23 protein-coding genes and 1 other annotated feature are annotated in these 21597 nt (G+C 30.3%); of the genes, 17 read left to right on the top strand and 6 right to left on the bottom strand.

The window, feature by feature from the left end; genetic code table 11:
- Nucleotides 1–32 precede the first annotated feature (32 nt).
- Nucleotides 33–614: a protein kinase gene (locus JK634_RS12050; RefSeq protein ID WP_202768126.1), complete on the top strand. Its 582-nt coding sequence runs from the start codon at nucleotides 33–35 to the stop codon at nucleotides 612–614.
- Between the two features lie 50 nt (nucleotides 615–664).
- Here the strand turns inward: JK634_RS12050 and JK634_RS12045 are convergent, their stop codons facing one another.
- Entirely contained in the window at nucleotides 665–1198 is a 534-nt protein-coding gene (locus JK634_RS12045; RefSeq protein ID WP_202767887.1) for a nitroreductase family protein, read from the bottom strand.
- A 122-nt stretch (nucleotides 1199–1320) separates the two neighbouring features.
- Here JK634_RS12045 and JK634_RS12040 point away from each other — a divergent pair, with 122 nt between their 5' ends.
- Both JK634_RS12040 and larE read left to right on the top strand, forming a co-directional pair.
- On the top strand, nucleotides 1321–1644 hold the full coding sequence (locus JK634_RS12040) for a winged helix-turn-helix transcriptional regulator (protein ID WP_238882459.1): 324 nt from the start codon (nucleotides 1321–1323) through the stop codon (nucleotides 1642–1644).
- Nucleotides 1645–1829: 185 nt separating this feature from the next.
- Nucleotides 1830–2666 carry an ATP-dependent sacrificial sulfur transferase LarE gene (gene larE, locus JK634_RS12035; RefSeq protein WP_202767886.1) on the top strand — a complete coding sequence of 279 codons (837 nt, stop codon included), beginning with the start codon at nucleotides 1830–1832 and terminating at the stop codon, nucleotides 2664–2666.
- A gap of 63 nt (nucleotides 2667–2729) precedes the next feature.
- On the opposite strand, the gene JK634_RS12030 is transcribed toward larE, so the two are convergent.
- Entirely contained in the window at nucleotides 2730–3134 is a 405-nt protein-coding gene (locus tag JK634_RS12030; protein ID WP_207753627.1) for a winged helix-turn-helix transcriptional regulator, read from the bottom strand.
- A gap of 328 nt (nucleotides 3135–3462) precedes the next feature.
- Here JK634_RS12030 and JK634_RS12025 point away from each other — a divergent pair, with 328 nt between their 5' ends.
- From JK634_RS12025 to secG, 12 genes are all read left to right on the top strand, one after another.
- Nucleotides 3463–4641 carry an iron-containing alcohol dehydrogenase gene (locus tag JK634_RS12025; protein ID WP_202767885.1) on the top strand — a complete coding sequence of 393 codons (1179 nt, stop codon included), beginning with the start codon at nucleotides 3463–3465 and terminating at the stop codon, nucleotides 4639–4641.
- Between the two features lie 28 nt (nucleotides 4642–4669).
- Complete coding sequence (locus JK634_RS12020) at nucleotides 4670–5827, top strand: aldo/keto reductase (protein WP_202767884.1); 1158 nt, start codon at nucleotides 4670–4672, stop codon at nucleotides 5825–5827.
- Between the two features lie 70 nt (nucleotides 5828–5897).
- Nucleotides 5898–6881 carry a cobalt transporter CbiM gene (gene cbiM / locus JK634_RS12015; protein ID WP_202767883.1) on the top strand — a complete coding sequence of 328 codons (984 nt, stop codon included), beginning with the start codon at nucleotides 5898–5900 and terminating at the stop codon, nucleotides 6879–6881.
- Nucleotides 6878–7678, top strand: coding sequence for an energy-coupling factor transporter transmembrane component T (locus JK634_RS12010; protein ID WP_202767882.1), 801 nt, complete (start codon nucleotides 6878–6880; stop codon nucleotides 7676–7678). Before cbiM ends, JK634_RS12010 begins: the two co-directional genes overlap by 4 nt.
- A gap of 12 nt (nucleotides 7679–7690) precedes the next feature.
- The gene (locus tag JK634_RS12005; RefSeq protein ID WP_202767881.1) at nucleotides 7691–8416 is read left to right on the top strand and encodes an energy-coupling factor ABC transporter ATP-binding protein; all 726 of its coding nucleotides are present in this window, start codon (nucleotides 7691–7693) and stop codon (nucleotides 8414–8416) included.
- Nucleotides 8417–8481: 65 nt separating this feature from the next.
- Entirely contained in the window at nucleotides 8482–9765 is a 1284-nt protein-coding gene (gene larC / locus JK634_RS12000) for a nickel pincer cofactor biosynthesis protein LarC (protein ID WP_202767880.1), read from the top strand.
- Entirely contained in the window at nucleotides 9758–10504 is a 747-nt protein-coding gene (gene larB / locus JK634_RS11995) for a nickel pincer cofactor biosynthesis protein LarB (protein WP_202767879.1), read from the top strand. Before larC ends, larB begins: the two co-directional genes overlap by 8 nt.
- 125 nt (nucleotides 10505–10629) lie before the next feature.
- Nucleotides 10630–11541 (top strand): aldo/keto reductase, encoded by a 912-nt coding sequence (locus tag JK634_RS11990; RefSeq protein ID WP_202767878.1) that lies wholly within the window; start codon nucleotides 10630–10632, stop codon nucleotides 11539–11541.
- A gap of 76 nt (nucleotides 11542–11617) precedes the next feature.
- Nucleotides 11618–12709 carry an iron-containing alcohol dehydrogenase family protein gene (locus tag JK634_RS11985; RefSeq protein ID WP_202767877.1) on the top strand — a complete coding sequence of 364 codons (1092 nt, stop codon included), beginning with the start codon at nucleotides 11618–11620 and terminating at the stop codon, nucleotides 12707–12709.
- Between the two features lie 107 nt (nucleotides 12710–12816).
- Nucleotides 12817–13437 carry a DUF2238 domain-containing protein gene (locus JK634_RS11980; RefSeq protein ID WP_202767876.1) on the top strand — a complete coding sequence of 207 codons (621 nt, stop codon included), beginning with the start codon at nucleotides 12817–12819 and terminating at the stop codon, nucleotides 13435–13437.
- A gap of 199 nt (nucleotides 13438–13636) precedes the next feature.
- Nucleotides 13637–14935: a phosphopyruvate hydratase gene (gene eno / locus JK634_RS11975; RefSeq protein WP_202767875.1), complete on the top strand. Its 1299-nt coding sequence runs from the start codon at nucleotides 13637–13639 to the stop codon at nucleotides 14933–14935.
- Between the two features lie 205 nt (nucleotides 14936–15140).
- The gene (gene secG, locus JK634_RS11970) at nucleotides 15141–15371 is read left to right on the top strand and encodes a preprotein translocase subunit SecG (RefSeq protein WP_202767874.1); all 231 of its coding nucleotides are present in this window, start codon (nucleotides 15141–15143) and stop codon (nucleotides 15369–15371) included.
- A 44-nt stretch (nucleotides 15372–15415) separates the two neighbouring features.
- Here secG and metA read toward each other — a convergent pair whose 3' ends face one another.
- The 4 genes from metA to uvsE all read right to left on the bottom strand — a co-directional run bounded on the left by metA (nucleotide 15416) and on the right by uvsE (nucleotide 19802).
- A complete protein-coding gene (gene metA / locus JK634_RS11965; RefSeq protein WP_202767873.1) occupies nucleotides 15416–16333 on the bottom strand; it encodes a homoserine O-acetyltransferase MetA in 918 nt (305 codons plus the stop codon).
- Nucleotides 16334–16516: 183 nt separating this feature from the next.
- Entirely contained in the window at nucleotides 16517–17872 is a 1356-nt protein-coding gene (locus JK634_RS11960; RefSeq protein WP_202767872.1) for a PFL family protein, read from the bottom strand.
- 96 nt (nucleotides 17873–17968) lie between these two features.
- A complete protein-coding gene (locus tag JK634_RS11955; protein ID WP_202767871.1) occupies nucleotides 17969–18238 on the bottom strand; it encodes an ACT domain-containing protein in 270 nt (89 codons plus the stop codon).
- Between the two features lie 46 nt (nucleotides 18239–18284).
- Nucleotides 18285–18448, bottom strand: a binding site (T-box leader).
- Between the two features lie 106 nt (nucleotides 18449–18554).
- Nucleotides 18555–19802 (bottom strand): UV DNA damage repair endonuclease UvsE, encoded by a 1248-nt coding sequence (gene uvsE, locus JK634_RS11950; RefSeq protein ID WP_202767870.1) that lies wholly within the window; start codon nucleotides 19800–19802, stop codon nucleotides 18555–18557.
- A 96-nt stretch (nucleotides 19803–19898) separates the two neighbouring features.
- On the opposite strand from uvsE, the gene msrA reads away from it, so the two are divergent.
- Nucleotides 19899–20375, top strand: coding sequence for a peptide-methionine (S)-S-oxide reductase MsrA (gene msrA / locus JK634_RS11945; protein WP_202767869.1), 477 nt, complete (start codon nucleotides 19899–19901; stop codon nucleotides 20373–20375).
- Between the two features lie 187 nt (nucleotides 20376–20562).
- Nucleotides 20563–21546: a DHH family phosphoesterase gene (locus JK634_RS11940; protein ID WP_202767868.1), complete on the top strand. Its 984-nt coding sequence runs from the start codon at nucleotides 20563–20565 to the stop codon at nucleotides 21544–21546.
- The last annotated feature ends 51 nt before the right edge of the window (nucleotides 21547–21597 follow it).

Genomic DNA, 21597 nt, shown 5'->3' with positions numbered 1-21597 from the left:
TATGGTATAAAGTAATTTTTATGGATAATAGTATGGATAAAAAGTATGATGTTAGTTTGGAACTAGATGATGAGGTTGAGAATTTACTTAAAGAGGGAGAATATTTAGGAAGAGGACATAATGGAATTGTTTATTTATTACCAGGGAAAAAAATAATTAAAATATTTTATGATAAAAAAATATGTTTAAAAGAGGCACAAGTTTTCAAGAGAGCTAAGGGCTCTAAATATTTTCCCAAGATAATAAAACATGGAGATAAGTATATAATTCGTGAATTGGTTGAAGGTATTAGATTAGATAAATATATAAAAGAGAATGGATTAACTAAAGAATTAACTAAAGAATTATATAAGGTTATAAAAGAATTTAAAAAATTGCAGTTTACAAAACTAGATATTAGATGTAGAGATGTTTATGTGGATGGGAAAGGTAATATCAAAATTATTGATCCTAAAAATAGCTATAGTAGAAAAAAATCATATCCAAGACATCTAATGAAGGGATTAGAAAAGTTAGATGTTTTAGAAGTCTTTGTGGAGAACCTAAAAAAGACAGACACCAGAGTTGCTAAGGAATGGATGGATAAATTCAAGAAATATTTTAAGTTGAACTAAATAAAGGACTGTAAAAAGGCCTCATGTGCATTTTTACAGTCCTCTTTATTTTAAAGAGTCTCAAAGAATACTGTTTCAGATAAGGGTTTTCTCCTAGAATCATGTCTATCTGGAGAAGCATTCTGAGAAGCATCTTCTTCAGGTGATGCATATCCAATAGCTAAAATGTTAATTGGCTCAAAATTATCTGGTAATTTAAACTCTTCTCTTAGAATATCAGGTTCAAAGTGACAGATCCATACTGAACCTAAACCTAGCTCAGTAGCTTGTAACATCATGTGTGTTGTAACTATACTTGCATCTATGTCAGCAGTATCTTTATTATCATATCTTCTCTTCCAAGAAGTATTGTGGTCTGAGCATATAATTATGGCTAAAGGTGCACCTTTAATATCTGCGCTTTTCTTTAGTTTGGTTAGTCCTTCTTCTTTTTGAACTACGATTAAACGTTGAGGTTGAAAGTTAGCAGCTGTAGGAGCGATTCTACCAGCCTCTAATATTTTTGTTAGCTTTTCTTCTTCTACGCTTTTGGACACGTATTTTCTTACGGAATATCTTTTTTTAGCTAATTCAAAAAAACTCATTTGAAATTCCTCCAATTAAATTATTTCTCATGTTGACAAGTATAACACCATAACTATAAAATTGGAAGTGGTTACATTTATGACATATGATTACCTAAAAGGAACTATAGGAGTGAATTAGTGTGAGAGATGAAATTAAAAACAATGATAATACAATATGTTGCGTGGAAAAAGCTTTGAATGTTTTAGATGGAAAGTGGTCATTTTTAGTAATTAAAAACCTTTTTGATGGGACAAAAAGATTTGGTGAACTAAGGAAATCTCTGCATAACATAAGTCCTAAAACATTAACATTAAGACTTAGAGAATTAGAACAATGTGGAGTAGTACAAAGGAAGGTTTATCCTACTATCCCTCCAGCAGTAGAATATTCATTGACTGAGAAGGGACAAGACTTAAGAAATATAATTAATGAGATGAATATATGGGGAAAAAAGTGGTGTTAACCTAAAGGTTAAGTAAAGATTTAATACAGTATCATTTAGGATACTATATTTCAATAAAGTGCATTCTTGTATAGATAATTGAGTCTAATTATACTATAGATATGTATAGGGTTTTTGATAGGAAACTTAACTTAAAACCCTATAAAATAGACAAGCCATATATATATAAATTAGGAGGAGAAAATATGCTACTTAAAGAAAAATATGAATTGCTCAAAAATATAATAAAAGAACATGGCAGCGCTGCAATAGCTTTTTCAGGAGGTGTTGATAGTACCTTTCTTATGAAGGTAGCGCATGAAGTTTTAGGAGATAAATTAGTAGCAGTTACTGCGACTTCATCAACTTATCCTGAAAGAGAATTAAATGAAGCTATAAAGTATGCAAAGGATATGGGTGTAAAGCATATTATAATTTCTTCAGAAGAATTGGATATAGAAGGCTTTGCAAGTAATCCTAAAAATAGATGTTATTATTGTAAAAAAGAATTATTTACTAAGATTGGTGAGGTAGCTTCAGAAAATGGAGTTGAATTTGTTTTTGATGGTTCTAATCTTGATGATACTGGAGATTTTAGACCAGGAATGCAAGCAGCAAAAGAGCTTGAAGTAGTAAGTCCTCTTAAGCTTGCTAACCTTACAAAAAAGGATATAAGAGATTTATCAAAAGAGCTTCAGTTACCTACATGGAATAAACCATCTTTTGCATGTTTATCTTCAAGATTCCCCTATGGAAACAAGATTACTATAGATAAATTGAAGATGGTTGAGAAGGCTGAGCAATTCCTGCTTGATATGGGTATAACGCAAGTTAGAGTTAGACATCATGGAGAAATAGCAAGAATAGAAGTAGAACCTTCTGAGAGAGAAAAGTTCTTTAGTATAGAAGTTATGGATAATATAGGTAATGAATTTAAGAATATTGGTTTCACATATGTAACACTAGATATGTTAGGATATAGAACAGGAAGTATGAATGAAGTTCTTTCTGAAAACGAAAAAAAATTAGTTTTAAAGAAATAGCAAAAAAGATGTTACTAATAGCTTATATAAGCTATTAGTAACATCTTTCTACTTTATAGGGACTTAAATATCATTGGCATATAATGATAAAGTATTTTTTATATTTTCACCGCATAAATCATATTTTAAATCATAATTAAAATAATTGTTTTTATAAGCCCAATCGCACATCATTTCAAGAATAGGTAAAACTTCTTTGCCATTTTCAGTAATAGAATATTCTACTTTAGGCGGAATTTCTGGATAAACTTTTCGTTCTATTAATCCATTTTCTTCAAGATCTCTTAATTGTTTTGTTAGTATTTTATGTGTAATATCAGGTATTAAATGTTTTAGTTGTCCAAAACGCAAAGTGTTAATTTCACCTAAATACCATAATATGAGTGGTTTCCATTTTCCACCGATTACTTCAAATGTTACTTCAATCTCACAAGTAGCTTCCTTCAACTTAGTTATTTTTTCTTCCATGAAGTATCCTCCTAGAATAGTATGAATTTTATTGTATCTTAAAGCCTTATAATATCTAAAGTCATTTTATACTAAAATTATTATACTACAAATATAATATCAAAACTATTTTATAGGAGTTAAGATGAATTAGCAAGTTTAAGGGCTTTAATTTCAACTAATAACTTATTTATGTATGAATAAATTAGATTTCCTATAAAAAACCTATAACATCTGAAACACAGTATCATATTGGATACTATGTTTCAATAAAGTACAGTCTTGTAGGAAAAATTCCAAATGATATACTATATATATATACTTTTGCTAATTAATAGGAGGTTTTGTGATGAATTTTAATTATCATATACCAACAAAAGTTTTATTTGGTGCAGGAAAATTAAATGAACTTTTAAATGAGAACTTGCCTGGAAAAAAGGCATTAATTGTTACCACAGGAGGGAAATCAGTAAAAAAGTATGGCTATTTGAGCAGGCTGGAAAATATCCTTACTGAGAAAAGAGTTGAATATGTTTTATTTGATAAGATTTTACCTAATCCTATAAAGAGTCATGTTATGGAAGGGGCAGCTCTAGCTAAAAAGGAAAACTGTGATTTCATAATAGGACTTGGTGGAGGAAGTAGTATAGACTCTGCAAAAAGCATAGCAGTTATGGTGAATAATCCTGGAGACTACTGGGATTATATTGTGGGAGGTTCAGGAAAAGGATTACCTGTTAAAGAAGATGTACTTCCTATTGTTGCAATTACAACAACTGCAGGAACAGGTACTGAAGCAGACCCTTGGACAGTTATAACGAAGGAGGATACTAAAGAAAAAATAGGTTTTGGAAATGAACATACATTTCCTACACTATCAGTAGTAGATCCGGAACTTATGCTTACAGTTCCACCAAATCTTACAGCTTATCAAGGATTTGATGCACTTTTTCACTCAACTGAAGGATATATAGCTAATATAGCTACACCTATTAGTGATGCATATGCACTTAAAAGCATTGAATTAATAGCAAAATATCTTTCTAAGGCTGTTAAGGATGGAAGTGATTTAGAGGCTAGAACACAAGTTGCTCTGGCAAATACTATTTCGGGTTTAGTAGAATCTACATCAAGCTGTACATCAGAGCATTCAATGGAACATGCACTAAGTGCTAATCATCCAGAACTTCCTCATGGAGCTGGACTTATTATGCTTTCAGAGGCATATTACACATTTTTTGCGGAAAGATCTCCTGAAAGATTTGTAAATATGGCGAGAGCTATGGGTGTTGATGTTAATTCAATAAATGAAAAAGAAAGACCTATGGCCTTTGTAAAAGCTTTAGTTAAGTTACAAGAAGATTGTAGTGTAAGAGAACTAAAAATGTCAAGTTATAATATTACTAAAGAAGAAATTCCTAGTCTAGCCCTAAATGCCAGAGAAACAATGGGTGGACTATTTGAATTAGATCCATATAAATTATCAATTGAAGAGACCATAGAAATTATGCTAAAAGCATATAAGTAAGAAATATAACTTTTGAGGGGGAATTACTTTGTTATACAGAACATATGGAAAAACAAATGAAAAAGTATCAGAGCTTGGATTTGGGTGTATGAGACTGCCTATTATTAATGGAGATAGTACTAAAATAGACGAAGAAAAAGCTACTGAAATGATACGTCACGCAATAGATAATGGAGTAAATTATATTGATACAGCATTCCCATACCACGGTACAGGAATGGGAAATGGAGGAGAGAGTGAACCATTCGTGGGAAGAGCTCTTAAAGATGGGTATAGAGAAAAAGTAAATCTAGCAACAAAGCTACCTAGCTGGTTAATAAAGACTAGAGAAGATATGGATAAATATTTAAATGCTCAATTAGAGCGTCTACAAACAGATAGAATAGATTTTTATTTGGTTCATGCGCTTAATGCAGGTGTATGGGAAAATCTTAAGAAATTAGGTATAGATGAATTCTTAGATTCTGCTATAAAAGATGGAAGAATAAGATATGCAGGATTTTCTTTCCATGATAAACTAGAAGTATTTAAAGATATCGTTGATTATTATGATTGGTCATTCTGCCAAATACAATATAACTATCTAGATGAAAATTATCAAGCAGGTAAAGAAGGCTTGCAATATGCAGCTAGTAAGGGCTTAGGTGTAGCTATTATGGAGCCGCTTAGAGGTGGAAAGATAGTTAAAAATCTACCAGAAGAAGCAATGAAAGCCTTCGATGAATATGATGTTAAAAGGTCACCAGCTGAGTGGGCTCTAAGATGGGTATGGAATCACCCGGAAGTTTCAGTGGTATTAAGTGGAATGAATGATATGGATAATATCAATGAGAATATAAGAACAGCTAGTGATGCAGCTCCAAACTCTTTATCAGAAAAAGAGTTAGAAATAATGAATAAAGTTAAAAATGTATATAAAGAAAGAGTGAAGGTTAATTGTACTGCATGTGAGTACTGTATGCCATGTCCAAAAGGCGTAAATATACCTAAGAACTTCACTTATTATAACGAATATAGTTTATTTGTTACTCCAGGTACTGAAAAAGAACTAAAAGCTAGATATAGTTCAGTTAAGCCAGAGGAAAGAGCAATAAATTGTGTTGAATGTGGTAAATGTGAAAGCCATTGTCCGCAATCAATTAAAATTCGTCAAGAATTAAAGAATGTAACTGCATTATTTGCATAAGTTTATATTGTCATAAAAGCTTTTGCTTTTATGGCAATATTTGTATTTAAATTCAAAGGAGTGTTCATTAGTGCATATACCAGATAATTATTTAAGTCCATCAACTTGTGCTACATTTGGTGCAGCAATGATTCCAATATGGAGAAGGGCTAGCATTAAGATTAAAAAAGAAGTAACAAGACAAAAAATGCCTTTACTTGGGATTTCAGCAGCGTTCTCATTTTTGACTATGATGTTTAATATACCTCTACCAGGTGGAACAACTGGACATGCAGTTGGTGGAGCATTGGCAGCTATATTACTTGGACCATATAGTGCAGTAATTGCCGTCACTATTTCACTTGTAATCCAAGCATTGTTCTTTGGTGATGGAGGAGTACTGGCACTAGGGGTAAACTGTTTTAATATGGCATTTATAATGCCTTTTACAGCATATTATATTTTTAGTTTTATAAAAAAAGTAATTCCAGGAAAGAAAGCGGAGTATATTGGAGCTCTTGCTAGTGGATATATATCAGTTAATGTTGCAGCTTTATTTGCCGCAATAGAATTTGGAATACAGCCACTTTTGTTTAAGGATGGAAACGGATTGCCATTATATAGTCCCTATGGATTAAATGTTTCTATACCAGCTATGACTATTCCTCATTTATTAGTGGTTGGGGTTTTGGAAGGAATAATTACAGCTGGAGTGTATAGTTATGTAAGGAAGGTTTCTCCAGAAGTAATATACAAAGGGAGTGTTAGTAAGATAAAAGGGATATTTGTAATAGCTTTAGTGATTATTTTAGCAACCCCTTTAGGATTATTGGCATCTGGAACTGCTTGGGGAGAATGGGATACAAGTGAGATAAGCAAGACACTTGGTTTTACACCAAAAGGGATGGAACAAGGAGTTAATTTTAATGCACCAATGCAAGGCTATGGTATAAGTGGAATAAAAGAAAATATAGGGTATATATTATCAGCCTTAGCTGGGGTAATACTAATCGTAATTCTGTTTAAGATTATTTCAAAAATAAATTTAAGAAGACACACGAAAGGTGAAGAATGATAGAAGAATGGCTTTTAGTAAAAGATAGTTACGTGCCAAAAGATGAAAAAAATTCATATATAGAAAAAAGTATTTTCTCATTAATTAGGATTATAGCTATAATAAGACAAAATAAGAATAAGGATGAAATAATATACTCAATAAATCCTACCGTTAAGGTTATTGCCTCAATATTAAGTGTAGTTTTGATATCAATAACAAGAAGTTTTATATTTTTATCTATATTTGACTTATATATATTAATAACTCTATTTTTTATGGATAGTAAAGAAAGAAAAAGAATATTACTATCAAGTATAGTTTTCCCATTCATAACATTAGTCGCATTAATACCATCTATGTTATATGGAAATATATATAATAGTTTATTGCTTTGTCAAAAGATTGTAACAACAATAATCATAACGAATTTACTGTCTCATAATACTAAATGGAGTGAAATTAGCAAGTCATTAAAATTATTATTTATACCAGATATATTTATATGGATTTTGGAGATAACAATTAAATATATTGTACTTCTAGGTGAGTATTCAATTAATTTACTATATGCATTTAAACTTAGATCAGTTGGAATTAATAATGATAAATATAATTCCATTTCAAAAATTATTGGAAACTTATTTCTTAAATCCTATAAGATGAGTGAAGAAATGTCTTATGCTATGGAATGCAGAGGCTTCATAGGAGAATATAACACACCTATAAAATTTAACTTGGGAAAATTTGATTATATCTATATAATAATAAATATATTATTATTTACTGTTTTTATATTTCAATTTATAACAAGTTAAGGAGATTAATAAATGATAAAACTAGAGCAAGCTTCATTTACTTACAAAAGTAAACAAGCTCTTGAGGATATTAACATTCATATAAAAGAAGGAGAATCAATAGCGATAATAGGCCCTAATGGAAGTGGGAAATCAACTTTTTTGAAGTTATTGAATGGAATTATATCTCCAAGTGAAGGTAAGTATATTTTTGATGGAACTGAAATTAATGAAAATAAACTGAAAGATAATAAATTTTTGAAGTTATTTCATAAAAGAGTTGGTTTTGTTTTTCAAAATTCAGATACTCAGCTTTTTTGCTCAACAGTATTTGAGGAGATAGCCTTTGGTCCTATTCAAATGGGATTAAGAGAAGATGAAATTAATAAGAGAGTTAATGATTGTCTCAAAATGCTTAATATAGAAAAAATAAAAGATGAGCACCCATATAATTTAAGCGGTGGAGAGAAAAAAAGAGTTGCAATTGCAAGTGTATTGGCCTTAAATCCAGAAATATTAACATTAGATGAGCCTATGAGTGGAATAGATCCAAAAGGTAAAAGGTTCCTAAGGGATTTATTGATTGCACTAAATAAGAGTGGAAAAACAATAATTTGTGCAACTCACGACTTTCAATATGTTGATGGAATGTTTGAAAGAGCAATTGTATTTTCAGAGAATCATAAAATTATAAGAGATGATAAATATTGTAACATTATAGAGGATGAAGAATTTTTAAAGGAATATAACATAATCTAGGGTTTTTATAGGAACCTTAAAACCGTATATAAATCTTTAAAAGAGAAAGTGATGGAGAGATAAATATGAGAGTATTATACTATGATTGTTTTTGCGGAATAAGCGGGGATATGAATTTAGCCGCTTTGATAGATTTAGGAGTCCCAAGAGAATATTTAATTAAAGAGATTTCAAAATTAGGATTGGATTCAGAGTATGAAATAAAATTTGAAACTTCGGCAAAAAAAGGAATAACAGGAACAAGAGTTGATGTAATACTTAAAAATGAACATACACATCATGAACACACCGAAGAAGAGCATAATCACAGCCATATTCACGAACATGGGCATACACATGCTCACAATCATGAACATATTAATAAAATAGCCCATGAACACCAGCATAGAAATTTAAAAGATATTGAAGAAATAATAAACTCTAGTACTCTAGAGGATAATATTAAAAAAATGAGTATAGAAATGTTTATGAAAGTAGCGGCAGCTGAAGCTAAAGTTCATGGAAAATCTCTTGATGAAGTGCATTTTCACGAGGTAGGGGCTACTGATTCAATAGTAGATATTGTAGGAGCAGCCATAGCTATAGACTATTTAAAAGTAGATAAAATAATGGCATCTACTGTTCAAGTTGGTGGTGGATTTGTAAAATGCGCACATGGTTTAATGCCAGTACCTGCACCGGCAACAGCAGAAATATTTAAAAATATTCCGATGAATACGGGAATAGTCCAATTTGAAACAACTACTCCAACTGGAGCAGCAATTTTATCAGCAAACGTTAAAGAATTTACTGATAAAATAGATTTTTCAGTAGAGAAAATTGGGTATGGAATCGGACATAGAGACTTAGATATACCAAATATATTGAGAGTTTATTTAGGTGTAAAGGAAGAGCGTGAAGAAATACAGGAACAGTACATTATAGAAACAAATATTGATGATATGAATCCAGAATTATATGGATATATTGAGGAAAAGCTTTTTGAAAAAGGAGCTTTAGATGTTTATAAAACACCTATATTTATGAAAAAGGGAAGACCAGCTATAAAGTTAAGTATATTAGTTAACAATAATTGTGAAAAAGAAGTGCTAGATGTAATTTTTAAAGAAAGTACATCCATAGGAGTAAGAAAATATAAAGTTGAAAAAATAATGCTAAGCAGAGAATTTTCTAAAGTTAAAACTAAATATGGAGAGGTAGCTATTAAAAGCTCTTTCTATAAAGGAGAATTAGTTAAGTATAAGGCGGAATACGAAGATTGCAGAAATATAGCAATAGAAAATAACATACCAATAGAAAAAGTTTATAAAGAAGTTAATAAAATGCTTCAGGAGAATGGTAATGAATAAAGAAGATATAAAGGAATTATTGGAATCAGTAAAAAATAATAAAATAGATATTGATGAGGCACTAGGAAAGCTAGAGGACTTACCATTTAAGGAGTTAGGCTTTGCAAAGATAGATAATCATAGAGAACTTAGGGTAGGCTATCCAGAAGTCATCTATTGCGAGGGAAAAACTGTAGAACAAGTAAGAGACATAGTAAAGTTTATGCTAACAAAAGATAACAACATATTAGGAACTAGAGCTTCATATGAAATGTATTTAGCAGTTAAAGAACTATATAATGATGCTGAGTATAACTCTCTAGGAAGAACAATAACTATTAGAAAAAAGAAACAGGATGTTACAGATAGTTATATTGCTATAGTTTCAGCAGGAACATCAGATTTACCTGTAGTTGAAGAGGCTATGGAAACGGCTAAGATACTTGGAAATAGAGTGGAGAAAATTACTGATGTAGGAGTTGCAGGGATTCATAGACTTTTTTCCAGATTAGATATAATTAGAGGTGCAAAAGTAGTAATAGTAATTGCTGGAATGGAAGGGGCTCTAGCTAGTGTAATAGGCGGTCTTGTAAACAAACCAGTCATTGCAGTTCCAACAAGTGTTGGTTATGGAGCAAACTTTGGTGGGCTTTCGGCACTTTTATCAATGCTAAATAGTTGTGCCAGCGGTGTTAGTGTAGTTAATATCGACAATGGATTTGGAGCAGCTTATAATGCTAGTATCATTAATAAATTGTAAAATTATATCACTATTTTAGAATTTATGAGAACTTTAGGGAGGTGATATAAAGATACAACTGTAATCGATATATAATGTATTAAGAAAATAATAAATAATATAAGTAAAATTTGGAGGGTAATAAAATGAAACAAATTAATTTGGGTAATAGCGGACTTATGGCGTCAGAAATAGTATTAGGATGTATGAGAATAAATAAATTTTCAGTAGACGAAGTTAAAGACCTTATTAATACTGCTGTTGAATGTGGAATTGATTTCTTTGACCATGCAGATATTTATGGAGGAGGAAAGAGTGAAGAACTTTTTGGTGATGCACTTACTCCAGCTCTTAGAGACAAAATTAAAATTCAAACAAAGTGCAGTATTAGAAAAGGATTTTATGATTTCTCCAAGGAACATATTTTATCATCAGTAGATGCAAGTTTAAAACGTCTAAAAACTGATTATGTTGATACATTATTACTTCATAGACCAGATACATTAATGGAGCCAGAAGAAGTAGCAGAAGCTTTTAATGAATTATACAAGAGTGGAAAAGTAAAAAGCTTTGGTGTAAGTAACCATAACCCTATGCAAATAGAATTACTTCAAAAATATACAGAGCATAAACTTATAATAAACCAATTACAACTTAGCATTACTAACACTGGAATGATTGATTCTGGAATTAATGTAAATACAAAATTCCCAGGAGCAATAGATCGTGATGGAAGTGTTCTTGAGTATTCTAGATTAAAGGATATTACAATTCAAGCTTGGTCACCATTCCAATATGGATTCTTTGAAGGAGTTTTCTTAAATAATGATAAGTTCCCTGAACTAAATAAAGTGCTAGATAGGATTTCAGCAGAAAAGAATATATCAACTTCAGCACTTGCAGTTGCGTGGATTTTAAGACATCCAGCAAAAATTCAAACAATTGTTGGAACAACTAATAAAGATAGATTAAAAGATATATGCACCGCTTCGGATGTTTCATTAACAAGAGAAGAATGGTATGAAATTTATAGAGCAGCAGGTAATGAACTACCATAATAGCTTTAAAGGCGGATTCTAAGGAATCTGCCTTTGTTATATACTATAACTAATAAATAGCAAAGGAGAATTCTGAATGAACAGTTTTTATATGCCGACTAAGATATTTTCAGGGGAAAATATAATCCAAGAAAATTATAAGGAGTTTATAAAGCTAGGTAAAAAGGCTTTGATAGTTACAGGTAGGGGATCATCTAAGAAAAATGGCTCTTTACAAGATGTTCAAGAAGCATTAAACAGAGCTTCAATTGGATATATTATTTTTGATGAGATTGAGGAGAATCCTTCCTTAGAAACCATTGAAAAAGCAGGAGAACTAGGAAGAAAAGAAAAAATTGATTTTATAATAGGTATAGGAGGAGGATCTCCGCTGGATTCTTCTAAGGTAATAGGAATATTAGTTAAAAACACCTCAATATGTGGGGAAGACGTATTTTTAAAACCAAACCTTAAATCTGTGGATATAGTTGCAGTACCAACAACTTCTGGCACTGGCAGCGAAGTTACACAGTATGCTATAGTTACTCTTCATAAAGAAAAAACAAAAAAGAATTATGGACAGAGCATATTTCCGATAATATCATTCTTAGACCCAAGATATACTTTAGAGACTCCATTAAAAATAACAGTAAACACTGCTGTAGATGCATTTTCACATTTGGTTGAAGGATATCTAAATAAAAATGCAAATATTTTAACAGATGCAATTGCAGAAACTGGCATGAAAATATGGGGAGAATGCATTGATTCTTTGCTTTCAGGAAATTTAGATATAAAGATTAGAGAAAAGCTAATGTTTGCGTCGACGTTAGGTGGAATACTCATTGCACAGACAGGGACATCATTACCTCATGGAATGGGATATGCACTTACCTACAATAAAGATCTACCTCATGGACTAGCAAATGGAGTGTTGTACGTGGAATACTTAAGAGTATTTAAGTACAGAGAAAAGGTTGATAAAATCCATAAGATATTAGGAATTGATAGCTATGAAAAGTTTGAAGAAATATTAAGAAAGCTTACAAAAGTTCAAATAAATCTAACTGATGTAGAAATTGAGGAATATGCTAGAGGAATGATTGAAAATAAAGGGAAGTTAGCAAATCACCCTGAAGAGATTACTTACGAAGAATTGTTAAATATATATAAAAGAAGTTTTCAATAATAGGCTTAAGAAAATTATACTCTACTAAAAATTTTACTCATATGGATATTAATATTATGCAAGGCGTATATTATAGACTGTGAGTTTAATTTTTGGATGTGGTTATATTGAGGAAAAGTGGTAACAATAAGTTATTTAATCTAACAAGTATTTTTATAGCATTATTAGGGATAGCTATTATTGTTGAAGTTTTTTTTAGTTACCAAAATAAGATTGGTAATACTCTATTTGCATTTGCAGTGTTATTAAGTAGCTGGTTTCTTTTACAGAAAAGCAGATTTAAATTGCCCAAAACTATATATAATTTAATAGTTATTTTTATTTTCTTAGCTATGTTTTTAGGTAAAGTATGTGGGTTCTATAAAACATTTTATTATTGGGATAAGTTTTTACATTTGATTTCTGGAATGATTTTAGCCTATATTGGTTACTTAATTTTCTATAAACTTACCAGAGAAATAGATAGAAAAAGATTGAATCCACTATTAGGTGTATTATTTTCATTGTTTTTTTCAATATCTATGGCAGGAGTATGGGAAATTTATGAGTTTATAACTGATCAGCTTTTCGGATTGGACTCTCAAAGATATAGTTTAATAGATACAATGGGTGATATCATTGCAGGAACTATAGGTGGAATTTTAGTTACCTCAAGAATATATTTTTTTCAAAAAGGTAATGAATTAAGGTTTATACAGAAGCTATTAAATGAAATAGATGATAAATAATCAATGAATAAGTGATAATTATTATCAAATGGTTGAAATTATCAAATAAATGGAGTATAATGTAAATAGAAAAGGAAAATAATAATAGCACAAGTAAATTTTAGGTTACATAAACTAAGTAAAACTAAAAACTAGTATTATTAATTGATTATCTAGAAATAATAATAAGGCTAGTTATTTTATAAGGAGGGTATAATTAATGAAACAATATGTAGAAATTGTTGACGTAATAGGAAGACAAATATTAGACTCAAGAAGTTTTCCAACAGTTGAGGTAGAGGTAGTACTAGAGGATGGAACTACTGGTAGAGCTGCAGTTCCATCAGGAGCTTCAACAGGAATTTATGAAGCTGTTGAATTAAGAGATGGTGAAAAAGCACTATACAATGGAAAAGGAGTACTTAAAGCAGTTGAAAATGTAAATGAAGAAATAGCTACAGAATTAATTGGAATGAATGTTTTTGATCAAACTTATATTGATAAGGTATTAATTCAATTAGATGGTACAGAAAATAAAGGTAAGTTAGGCGCTAATGCAATACTAGGAGTTTCACTTGCTGTAGCTCAAGCAGCATCTAATTATTTAGGACTTTCACTTTATCAATATATAGGAGGAGTAAATGCAAAAGTTCTTCCAGTTCCTATGATGAACATAATCAATGGAGGTTCCCATGCTGATAACTCAGTTGATTTACAAGAATTTATGATTATGCCTGTTGGAGCAGCAACATTTAGTGATGCTGTAAGAATTTCTTCAGAAGTATATCATGCATTAAAGGCAACTTTAAATGAAAAAAATTACTCAACTGGAGTTGGCGATGAAGGTGGATTTGCTCCAAATCTTAAGAGTAATGAAGAAGCAATTACAGTAATATTAGAAGCGATACAAAAGGCAGGATATGAGGCAGGTAAAGATGTATTTATTGCAATTGATGCTGCATCTTCAGAATTCTATAAAGATGGTAAGTATGAATTAAAACATGAAGGAAAATCATTAACTGCAGCAGAGTTAGTTGAGTTCTATGCAAATTGGGTTGAAAAATATCCAATAATATCAATAGAAGATGGTGTTGCAGAAGAAGATTGGGAAGGTTGGAAGATACTTACTGATAGATTAGGTGGAAAAATTCAATTAGTTGGTGATGATTTATTTGTTACAAATACAAGTAGATTAAATACTGGAATTCAAAAGGGAGTTGCAAACTCAATTCTTATAAAACTTAACCAAATTGGTACATTAACAGAAACACTTAATGCTATTGAAATGGCTAATAGAGCAGGCTATACAGCTGTTGTATCTCATAGAAGTGGTGAAACAGAAGACACTACTATTGCTGATTTAGTTGTAGCTGTAAATGCAGGCCAAATTAAGACAGGTGCACCTTGCAGATCTGAAAGAGTTGCTAAGTATAATCAATTACTTAGAATAGAAGAAGAATTAGGAGATGTTGCAGAATATAGAGGAATAGATGCTTTCTTCAATATTAAAAAGCAATAGATATTAACTAGAAATATTAAAGCCTATATCTTATAACACTAATAAGATATAGGCTTAATTATATTATACTTAATTTAAGTATAAATAATAAACTTATTGTAATAACTTACTAAATATGATATCATATTAAAAGGTGTTTTATACTAAGTTTTGAAGTATTGGGAATAGTATAGCTTAGTATTAAGTTGTAATCAGGAGGTTAGGGATGAAAACAGCATTAATAATATTAGAGACAATATTAGGATTGGCAGTAATAATTTCTGTAATGCTTCAACCAGGTAAAACTGATGGATTAAGTGGATTAATTCAAGGAAGAAGTGAAACCTTTTTTGCTAAAAATAAAGGTAGAACAAAAGAAGCTATGTTGGCAAAATTAACAGCAATAGCAATGGCTCTATTTGCGATAAATACAGTAATTTTAAATTTAGTTAAATAGAAATAACTCAGCAGATGCTGAGTTATTTTTTTTTGTATATTTTATTAGTCTAATTCATTTAAATTATAAGGCGTATTTTGATAAACAAAATAATTTAGCCAATTTGAGAATATAATATTAGCACCTGATCTCCAAGTTACATAAGGTGTTTTGGATGGATCATTATGAGGAAAATAGTTTTCTGGTATTTTGATATTAAGACCTTTAGATAAATCTCTTTCGTATTCATCTTGCAAGGTAGTTCTATCATACTCTAAATGACCAGTAATAAAAACATCTCTTCCGGACTTTGAAGTTACTATAAAGACTCCAGCCTCATCAGATTCAGCTAATATTTGCAAATCATAAACCTTTTCAATATCTTCTCTTAATACCTCAGTATGTCTTGAATGAGGAGCATAAAAGATGTCGTCTACACCACGCAATAATTCGTGGTTTTTAACGCAGGTTTTATGTGGAAAAACTCCAAACATTTTTTCTTTAAGCTTGTACTTTGGAATACCATAATGATAATATAGTCCTGCTTGTGCCCCCCAACAAATATGAAGAGTAGAGTAAACATTGTGTTTGCTCCATTCCATTATTTCTGTAAGTTCATCCCAATAATCCACTTCTTCGAAAGAAAGATGCTCAATAGGAGCGCCTGTAATAATTAATCCATCAAATTTTTCGTCTTTTATATCTTCGAAATAATTATAAAACTTATCTAAGTGCTGTGAAGACGTGTGAGACGAGGTGTATGTTTTAGTTTGGATTAATTTAATTTCTACTTGTAGTGGAGTATTTGCTAAATGCCTAAGTAACTGATTTTCAGTTGAAATCTTTGTAGGCATTAGATTGAAAATAGCAATTTTAAGAGGCCTAATTTGTTGTGTTTCAGCTCTTAAATTACTCATTACAAAAATATTTTCATCTCTTAAGATATTGAAAGCAGGCAAATCACTAGGAATTTTTAACGGCATGCTTTCACCCCCAATTAAATTTATATGCATAAAAATGCAAGGATTTTAATTAATATATATAATTTTTGCATTATATATATTATACATAAAACAAGTATGTTAGGAAAGAACAAGTTTAGTGGGATTATTAGATAAAAAAATAGCGATAGTAATATGCTATCGCTATTTTTATCTAAAATATCACTAATTTTTAAATGAATGAATTGGTGCAGGAATTCTTCCGCCTCTTTGAATAAAATCAAAAGAAGAGTATTTGTTAATAGTCATTACTGGAGCTCTACCTAGTAATCCTCCAAATTCCACCATGTCACCAACTTTAGTACCAGGTGCAGGAATTATTCTTACTGCAGTTGTTTTATTATTTATTACACCAATAGCAGCCTCATCAGCAATCATAGCTGAAATTGTAGATGCAGAAGCATCACCAGGAATTGCAATCATATCTAGCCCAACAGAGCAGATTGCAGTCATTGCCTCAAGTTTTTCTAAGTTTAATGAGCCATTTAGCACTGCATCTATCATTCCTGCATCTTCAGAAACTGGTATGAAAGCTCCGCTTAGGCCTCCTACATGGCCACAAGCCATTACTCCACCTTTTTTTACTGCATCATTTAATAGAGCAAGAGCAGCAGTAGTACCATGGGTTCCTACTACTTCTAATCCCATCTCTTCAAGGATATGAGCAACAGAGTCACCAACTGCAGGAGTTGGTGCAAGAGAAAGGTCCACAATTCCGAAAGGTACTCCTAATCTATCAGATGCTTCTAAAGCAACTAATTGTCCCATTCTAGTGATTTTGAAAGCAGTTTTCTTTACAGTTTCAGCAACTAAATCAAAGCTACCTCCTTTAACTTTCTCTAGAGCTCTTTTAACAACTCCAGGTCCACTTACTCCAACATTTATGATGCGTTCAGCTTCACCAACACCATGGAAAGCACCAGCCATAAATGGATTATCTTCAACTGCATTCGCAAAGACTACAAGTTTAGCACAACCTAGCCCTTGAGTATCTTTTGTAAGTTCAGCAGTTCTTTTAATTATTTCTCCCATTTCTTTAACTGCATCCATATTAATGCCGCATCTTGTAGAACCAACATTAACAGAAGAGCATACTTTGTTTGTTGTTGCTAATGCTTCAGGAATAGAGTTAATTAAAATCTTATCTCCTTTTGTATATCCTTTATGTACAAGAGCAGAAAATCCGCCTAGAAAATCAATTCCTAAAGATGCAGCAGCTTTATCTAAGGTTTCGGCAAATTTTACATAACTAGTTTCATTTGTAGCACCACCAATTAAAGAGATTGGAGTAACTGAAACTCTCTTATTTACTATTGGAATACCAAATTCACTTTCAATTTGTTCTCCTACCTTAACTAAGTTTTCAGCAGATTTTGTGATTTTATCATATATTTTCGCTCTAGCTTTATCTCCATCAGAGTCGATACAATCCAAAAGAGAAATACCCATGGTAATAGTTCTAATATCTAATTTTTCTTCTTCTATCATTTTTATGGTTTCTAATATATTATTTGCGTTCATATGATACCTCCATATTATTTAGGGTTTTTTATAGGAAACTTAACTTATACTTGTTTGATATCAGGCATGAATAAGTTAATAGTTGAACTTAAAACCCTATAGTGTGTGCATAGAATTAAATATTTCTTCTCTTTGAATTTTAACTTCTACTCCTAAAGATTCACCTTTTTTTAGTAAACTGTTCTTAACTTCTTCAAAATTCTTAGTGGTTTTTTCTAAATCTAGCATCATGATCATTGTAAAATATCCTTGCATAATAGTTTGAGTAACGTCAAGGATATTGATTTCTAACGCTTGAAGTTCACTACTTATACCAGCTATAATGCCCACCTTATCTTTACCTATTACTGTTAATATTGCTTTCATTTTATCCACTCCTTCTAAAATTATATATAAAAAAAAGCCTTGCCAACAAAGGGACGAAAAAATCCGCGGTTCCACCCTTTTTGGCAATAGCCCATCTTTAAAAATTTAATGCTCCAAAGCTCCTTTTACAATATCAATCTAGTTGTTTACACCGAACACAACCTCTCTAAAAGAATAAATATTGTTACTTTTCTTTTTCATCGCTTAATATTCTATTATATTGATTATTTTATAATGTATATTAAAAATTGTCAATTTGAAAATAAAAATAAAATTTTATTAATTAATTTATGCTAATAATGATGTTTGGTTAACATTATAATTCTTTAAAAAAATACGAATTTAATAGATAATCCTCATGGTATTTATAAGAAAGCTTATATAAATAATCTTTACATTTGATTAAATTTTTTTCTGACAATAGTTTGAAAAAATGTTTTTTTTCTTGGGAAGTAGCTGAAGTTTTAAAGTATCCCCATATATGCTCAAGGGTGTTAACTAAATTTCCATCCAGTAAAGGATTCTGTGTACAAGAATCTATTTTATTATATAGTTCAACTATTCCAGAATTATTTTTAATAATATTCTTACATTCTTTATAAAAATCATAGTTGTATGCCATAATTAAATATTTATATTTTGCCCATTCATCATAAATCAATGATTTTGAAGCAGGGATACCACTTAGCTCATTTAGAGCGTTAATTATTTTAATACTAGAAATATCTTTATCCTTAACTTCAAGCATTATATCAGGATTAAATTCTTTAACCTCATTAAAATAATCTAAAAATAGTTTAAGATTAATTGTTTGTGAATGAGATCCTTTTTTCTTATTTTTATCCTGTTCTGAATAATGAACTTTCATATTTCCATCTTTACATTTCCAAGTTTTTGATACTAGTTTGTATATTTCTTTATGAGTGAGATTGTTACTACCATAGCAATAATTATGCAAGTTATCATAAATAACAGGTACTTCAATCTTATAAGAAATATCTAAAACATCCTCAAGCGAAAAATTTTTTTCATCATTTTCAATTACAAGTCTTTGCTTTGTTGAATCTGATAAACTTCTAAAATTTGATATAAATCTCTCTTTTGCAGAAGTTTTGTCACCATAAACGCCCCCAATATGTAGCACTATTTTATTTGTGTAATCTACTCCCAAGGCATTAAGAAAATCTGTGTGATATTCAAGTTCTGCAATAGAATTTTTTATAACTTCTTCTTTAGGTGAATTAATAACCGTATACTGACCAGGATGCATTGATACCCTCATATTGTTTTCTTTGATATATGTACCAATTTCTAAGAGTTCATCCTTGAATACTTCTTGCCATGGAAAAGTATTAATTTCATGACTAGCAAGAGGAATAATATCAGAGGAAATTCTATAAAGAAAAATTTTATTCTTTTTATTATTAATTAAAATTTTCATTAAATCAGAGAGATTCTCTTTTATTATTAATCTTAGGGCATCATTAGAATAATTTTTTAATAGCAATTTTCTGTTTGTTCTTGCATTTGTAGTTAATGAAATACATGCATATCCAATATTCATAAAATCACCTACCAGAATCAATATAGTTTATTATTTACAAAGTAACTTATATATATCATAATATAAAAAAAAGAATATGTTAACGAGGTGATAAGTTTGAAAGAAATAGTTTTAGCTGGTGGATGTTTTTGGGGAGTTGAAGAATACATTTCGAGGATTGAAGGAGTTAAAGAAACCAAGGTTGGATATGCAAATGGAATAAAAGAAAATCCAACATATGAAGAGGTTTGCACAGGTACAACAGGTCATGCTGAAGCCTGCTATGTAAGATACGATGAAAAGGTACTTTCCCTAAATAATCTTTTGGAGAAATTTTTTGGGATAATTGAACCCACAGTAGAAAACAGACAGGGGCCTGATATAGGGCATCAATATAGAACTGGTATATATTACATTGATAAAAGTGATCTTGATGAGATCCAAAGTTATAGAGATAAAGAACAAGAAAAATATGATAAGCCAATAGTAACTGAAATAAAAGACTTAAAATGCTTTTATGATGCAGAGGAATATCATCAAAAATATTTAAAAAAGAATCCAGGTGGTTATTGTCATATAAATTTAAATGCGTAACTATAGGGCTTTTTATAAAAAACTATGAAAGTTTGAGCTTCAAATTTAATTGTAAAATTAAGTTTTGGAGCTTTTTTCAGTTTTCACCAATAAAATTACTTAAAAGTCTTGCAAGTCTATGAAAAATTTATGGGAAAAGCATGATATAATATATTTAAAATATACTTTATTGATATATGAGGGGAAAATGAGTAAATTAAATAAACTAATTGAGAAATTAAAAAATAAAGAGGTTTTTATACAAACTCATAATAATCCGGATCCAGATGCAATAGCTTCATCGTTTGCATTAAAGAAGTTATTGAAATCTAAAGGAATTGAGGCAACTTTTTATTGTACTGGAGAAATAGAGAGATATTCAACAAAAAAGATGATAGAACTATTAAATATAAATATTGAATATATTAATACTATAGATAACCTAAATAAAGATATGGTAATTATCGTAGTTGATGCTCAGAAAAACAACAAAAATGTTTCAGATATCTCCTGTGAAAACGTAGCATGTATTGATCATCACCCAATCTTTGTGGAAGAAAAGTATATTTTTGAAGATATAAGAGATGAATATGGAGCCTGTTCTTCAATTATAGCAGAATATTATTTTGAAAATAATGTAGAAATGGATATAAATGTAGCTACAGCATTATTATATGGTATTAAGATGGATACTTTGGATCTTAGTAGAGGAGCTTCAGAAAAAGATATAGAATATTATTGCTTTTTATACAAAAAAGCAAATATTAATATATTAAATAAAATATTAAGAAATAATTTAGAGATTAAGGAAATAGCAGCTTACTCTAATGCAATTGAGAGCATTAGAGTTTTTGAAGGAATAGGTTTTGCAGATGCAGGAGCAAATTGTACAGATTCCTTATTAGCTTGCATATCTGATTTCATGTTATCTATTAAAGAAATAGATTTTGCAGTTGTTTATAGTAAAAGAGAAAAAGATTATAAGTTTTCTATAAGAAATGAAATGGACGAGCTTGATGCAGGAAAAATCGTAAATAATGCATTGAGTGGAATAGGAAATGGCGGAGGACATAAAGAAATGGCAGGTGGACTTATATCTCTAGATAAAACTAAGGATATAGTAATAAGTACTGAGGATGCAATAATTAATAAATTCTTAAAATCCATTAAAGAATATAGAAATATATTATAGATTTTGATATGCTATGTGAATAGTAAGTTGTTTTTAGGACAAACTAATTTT

This window comes from Clostridium paridis, assembly GCF_016765615.1.
Lineage (GTDB): Bacteria > Bacillota > Clostridia > Clostridiales > Clostridiaceae > Clostridium_T > Clostridium_T paridis.
This window is presented reverse-complemented; position numbering and strand designations above follow the sequence as displayed.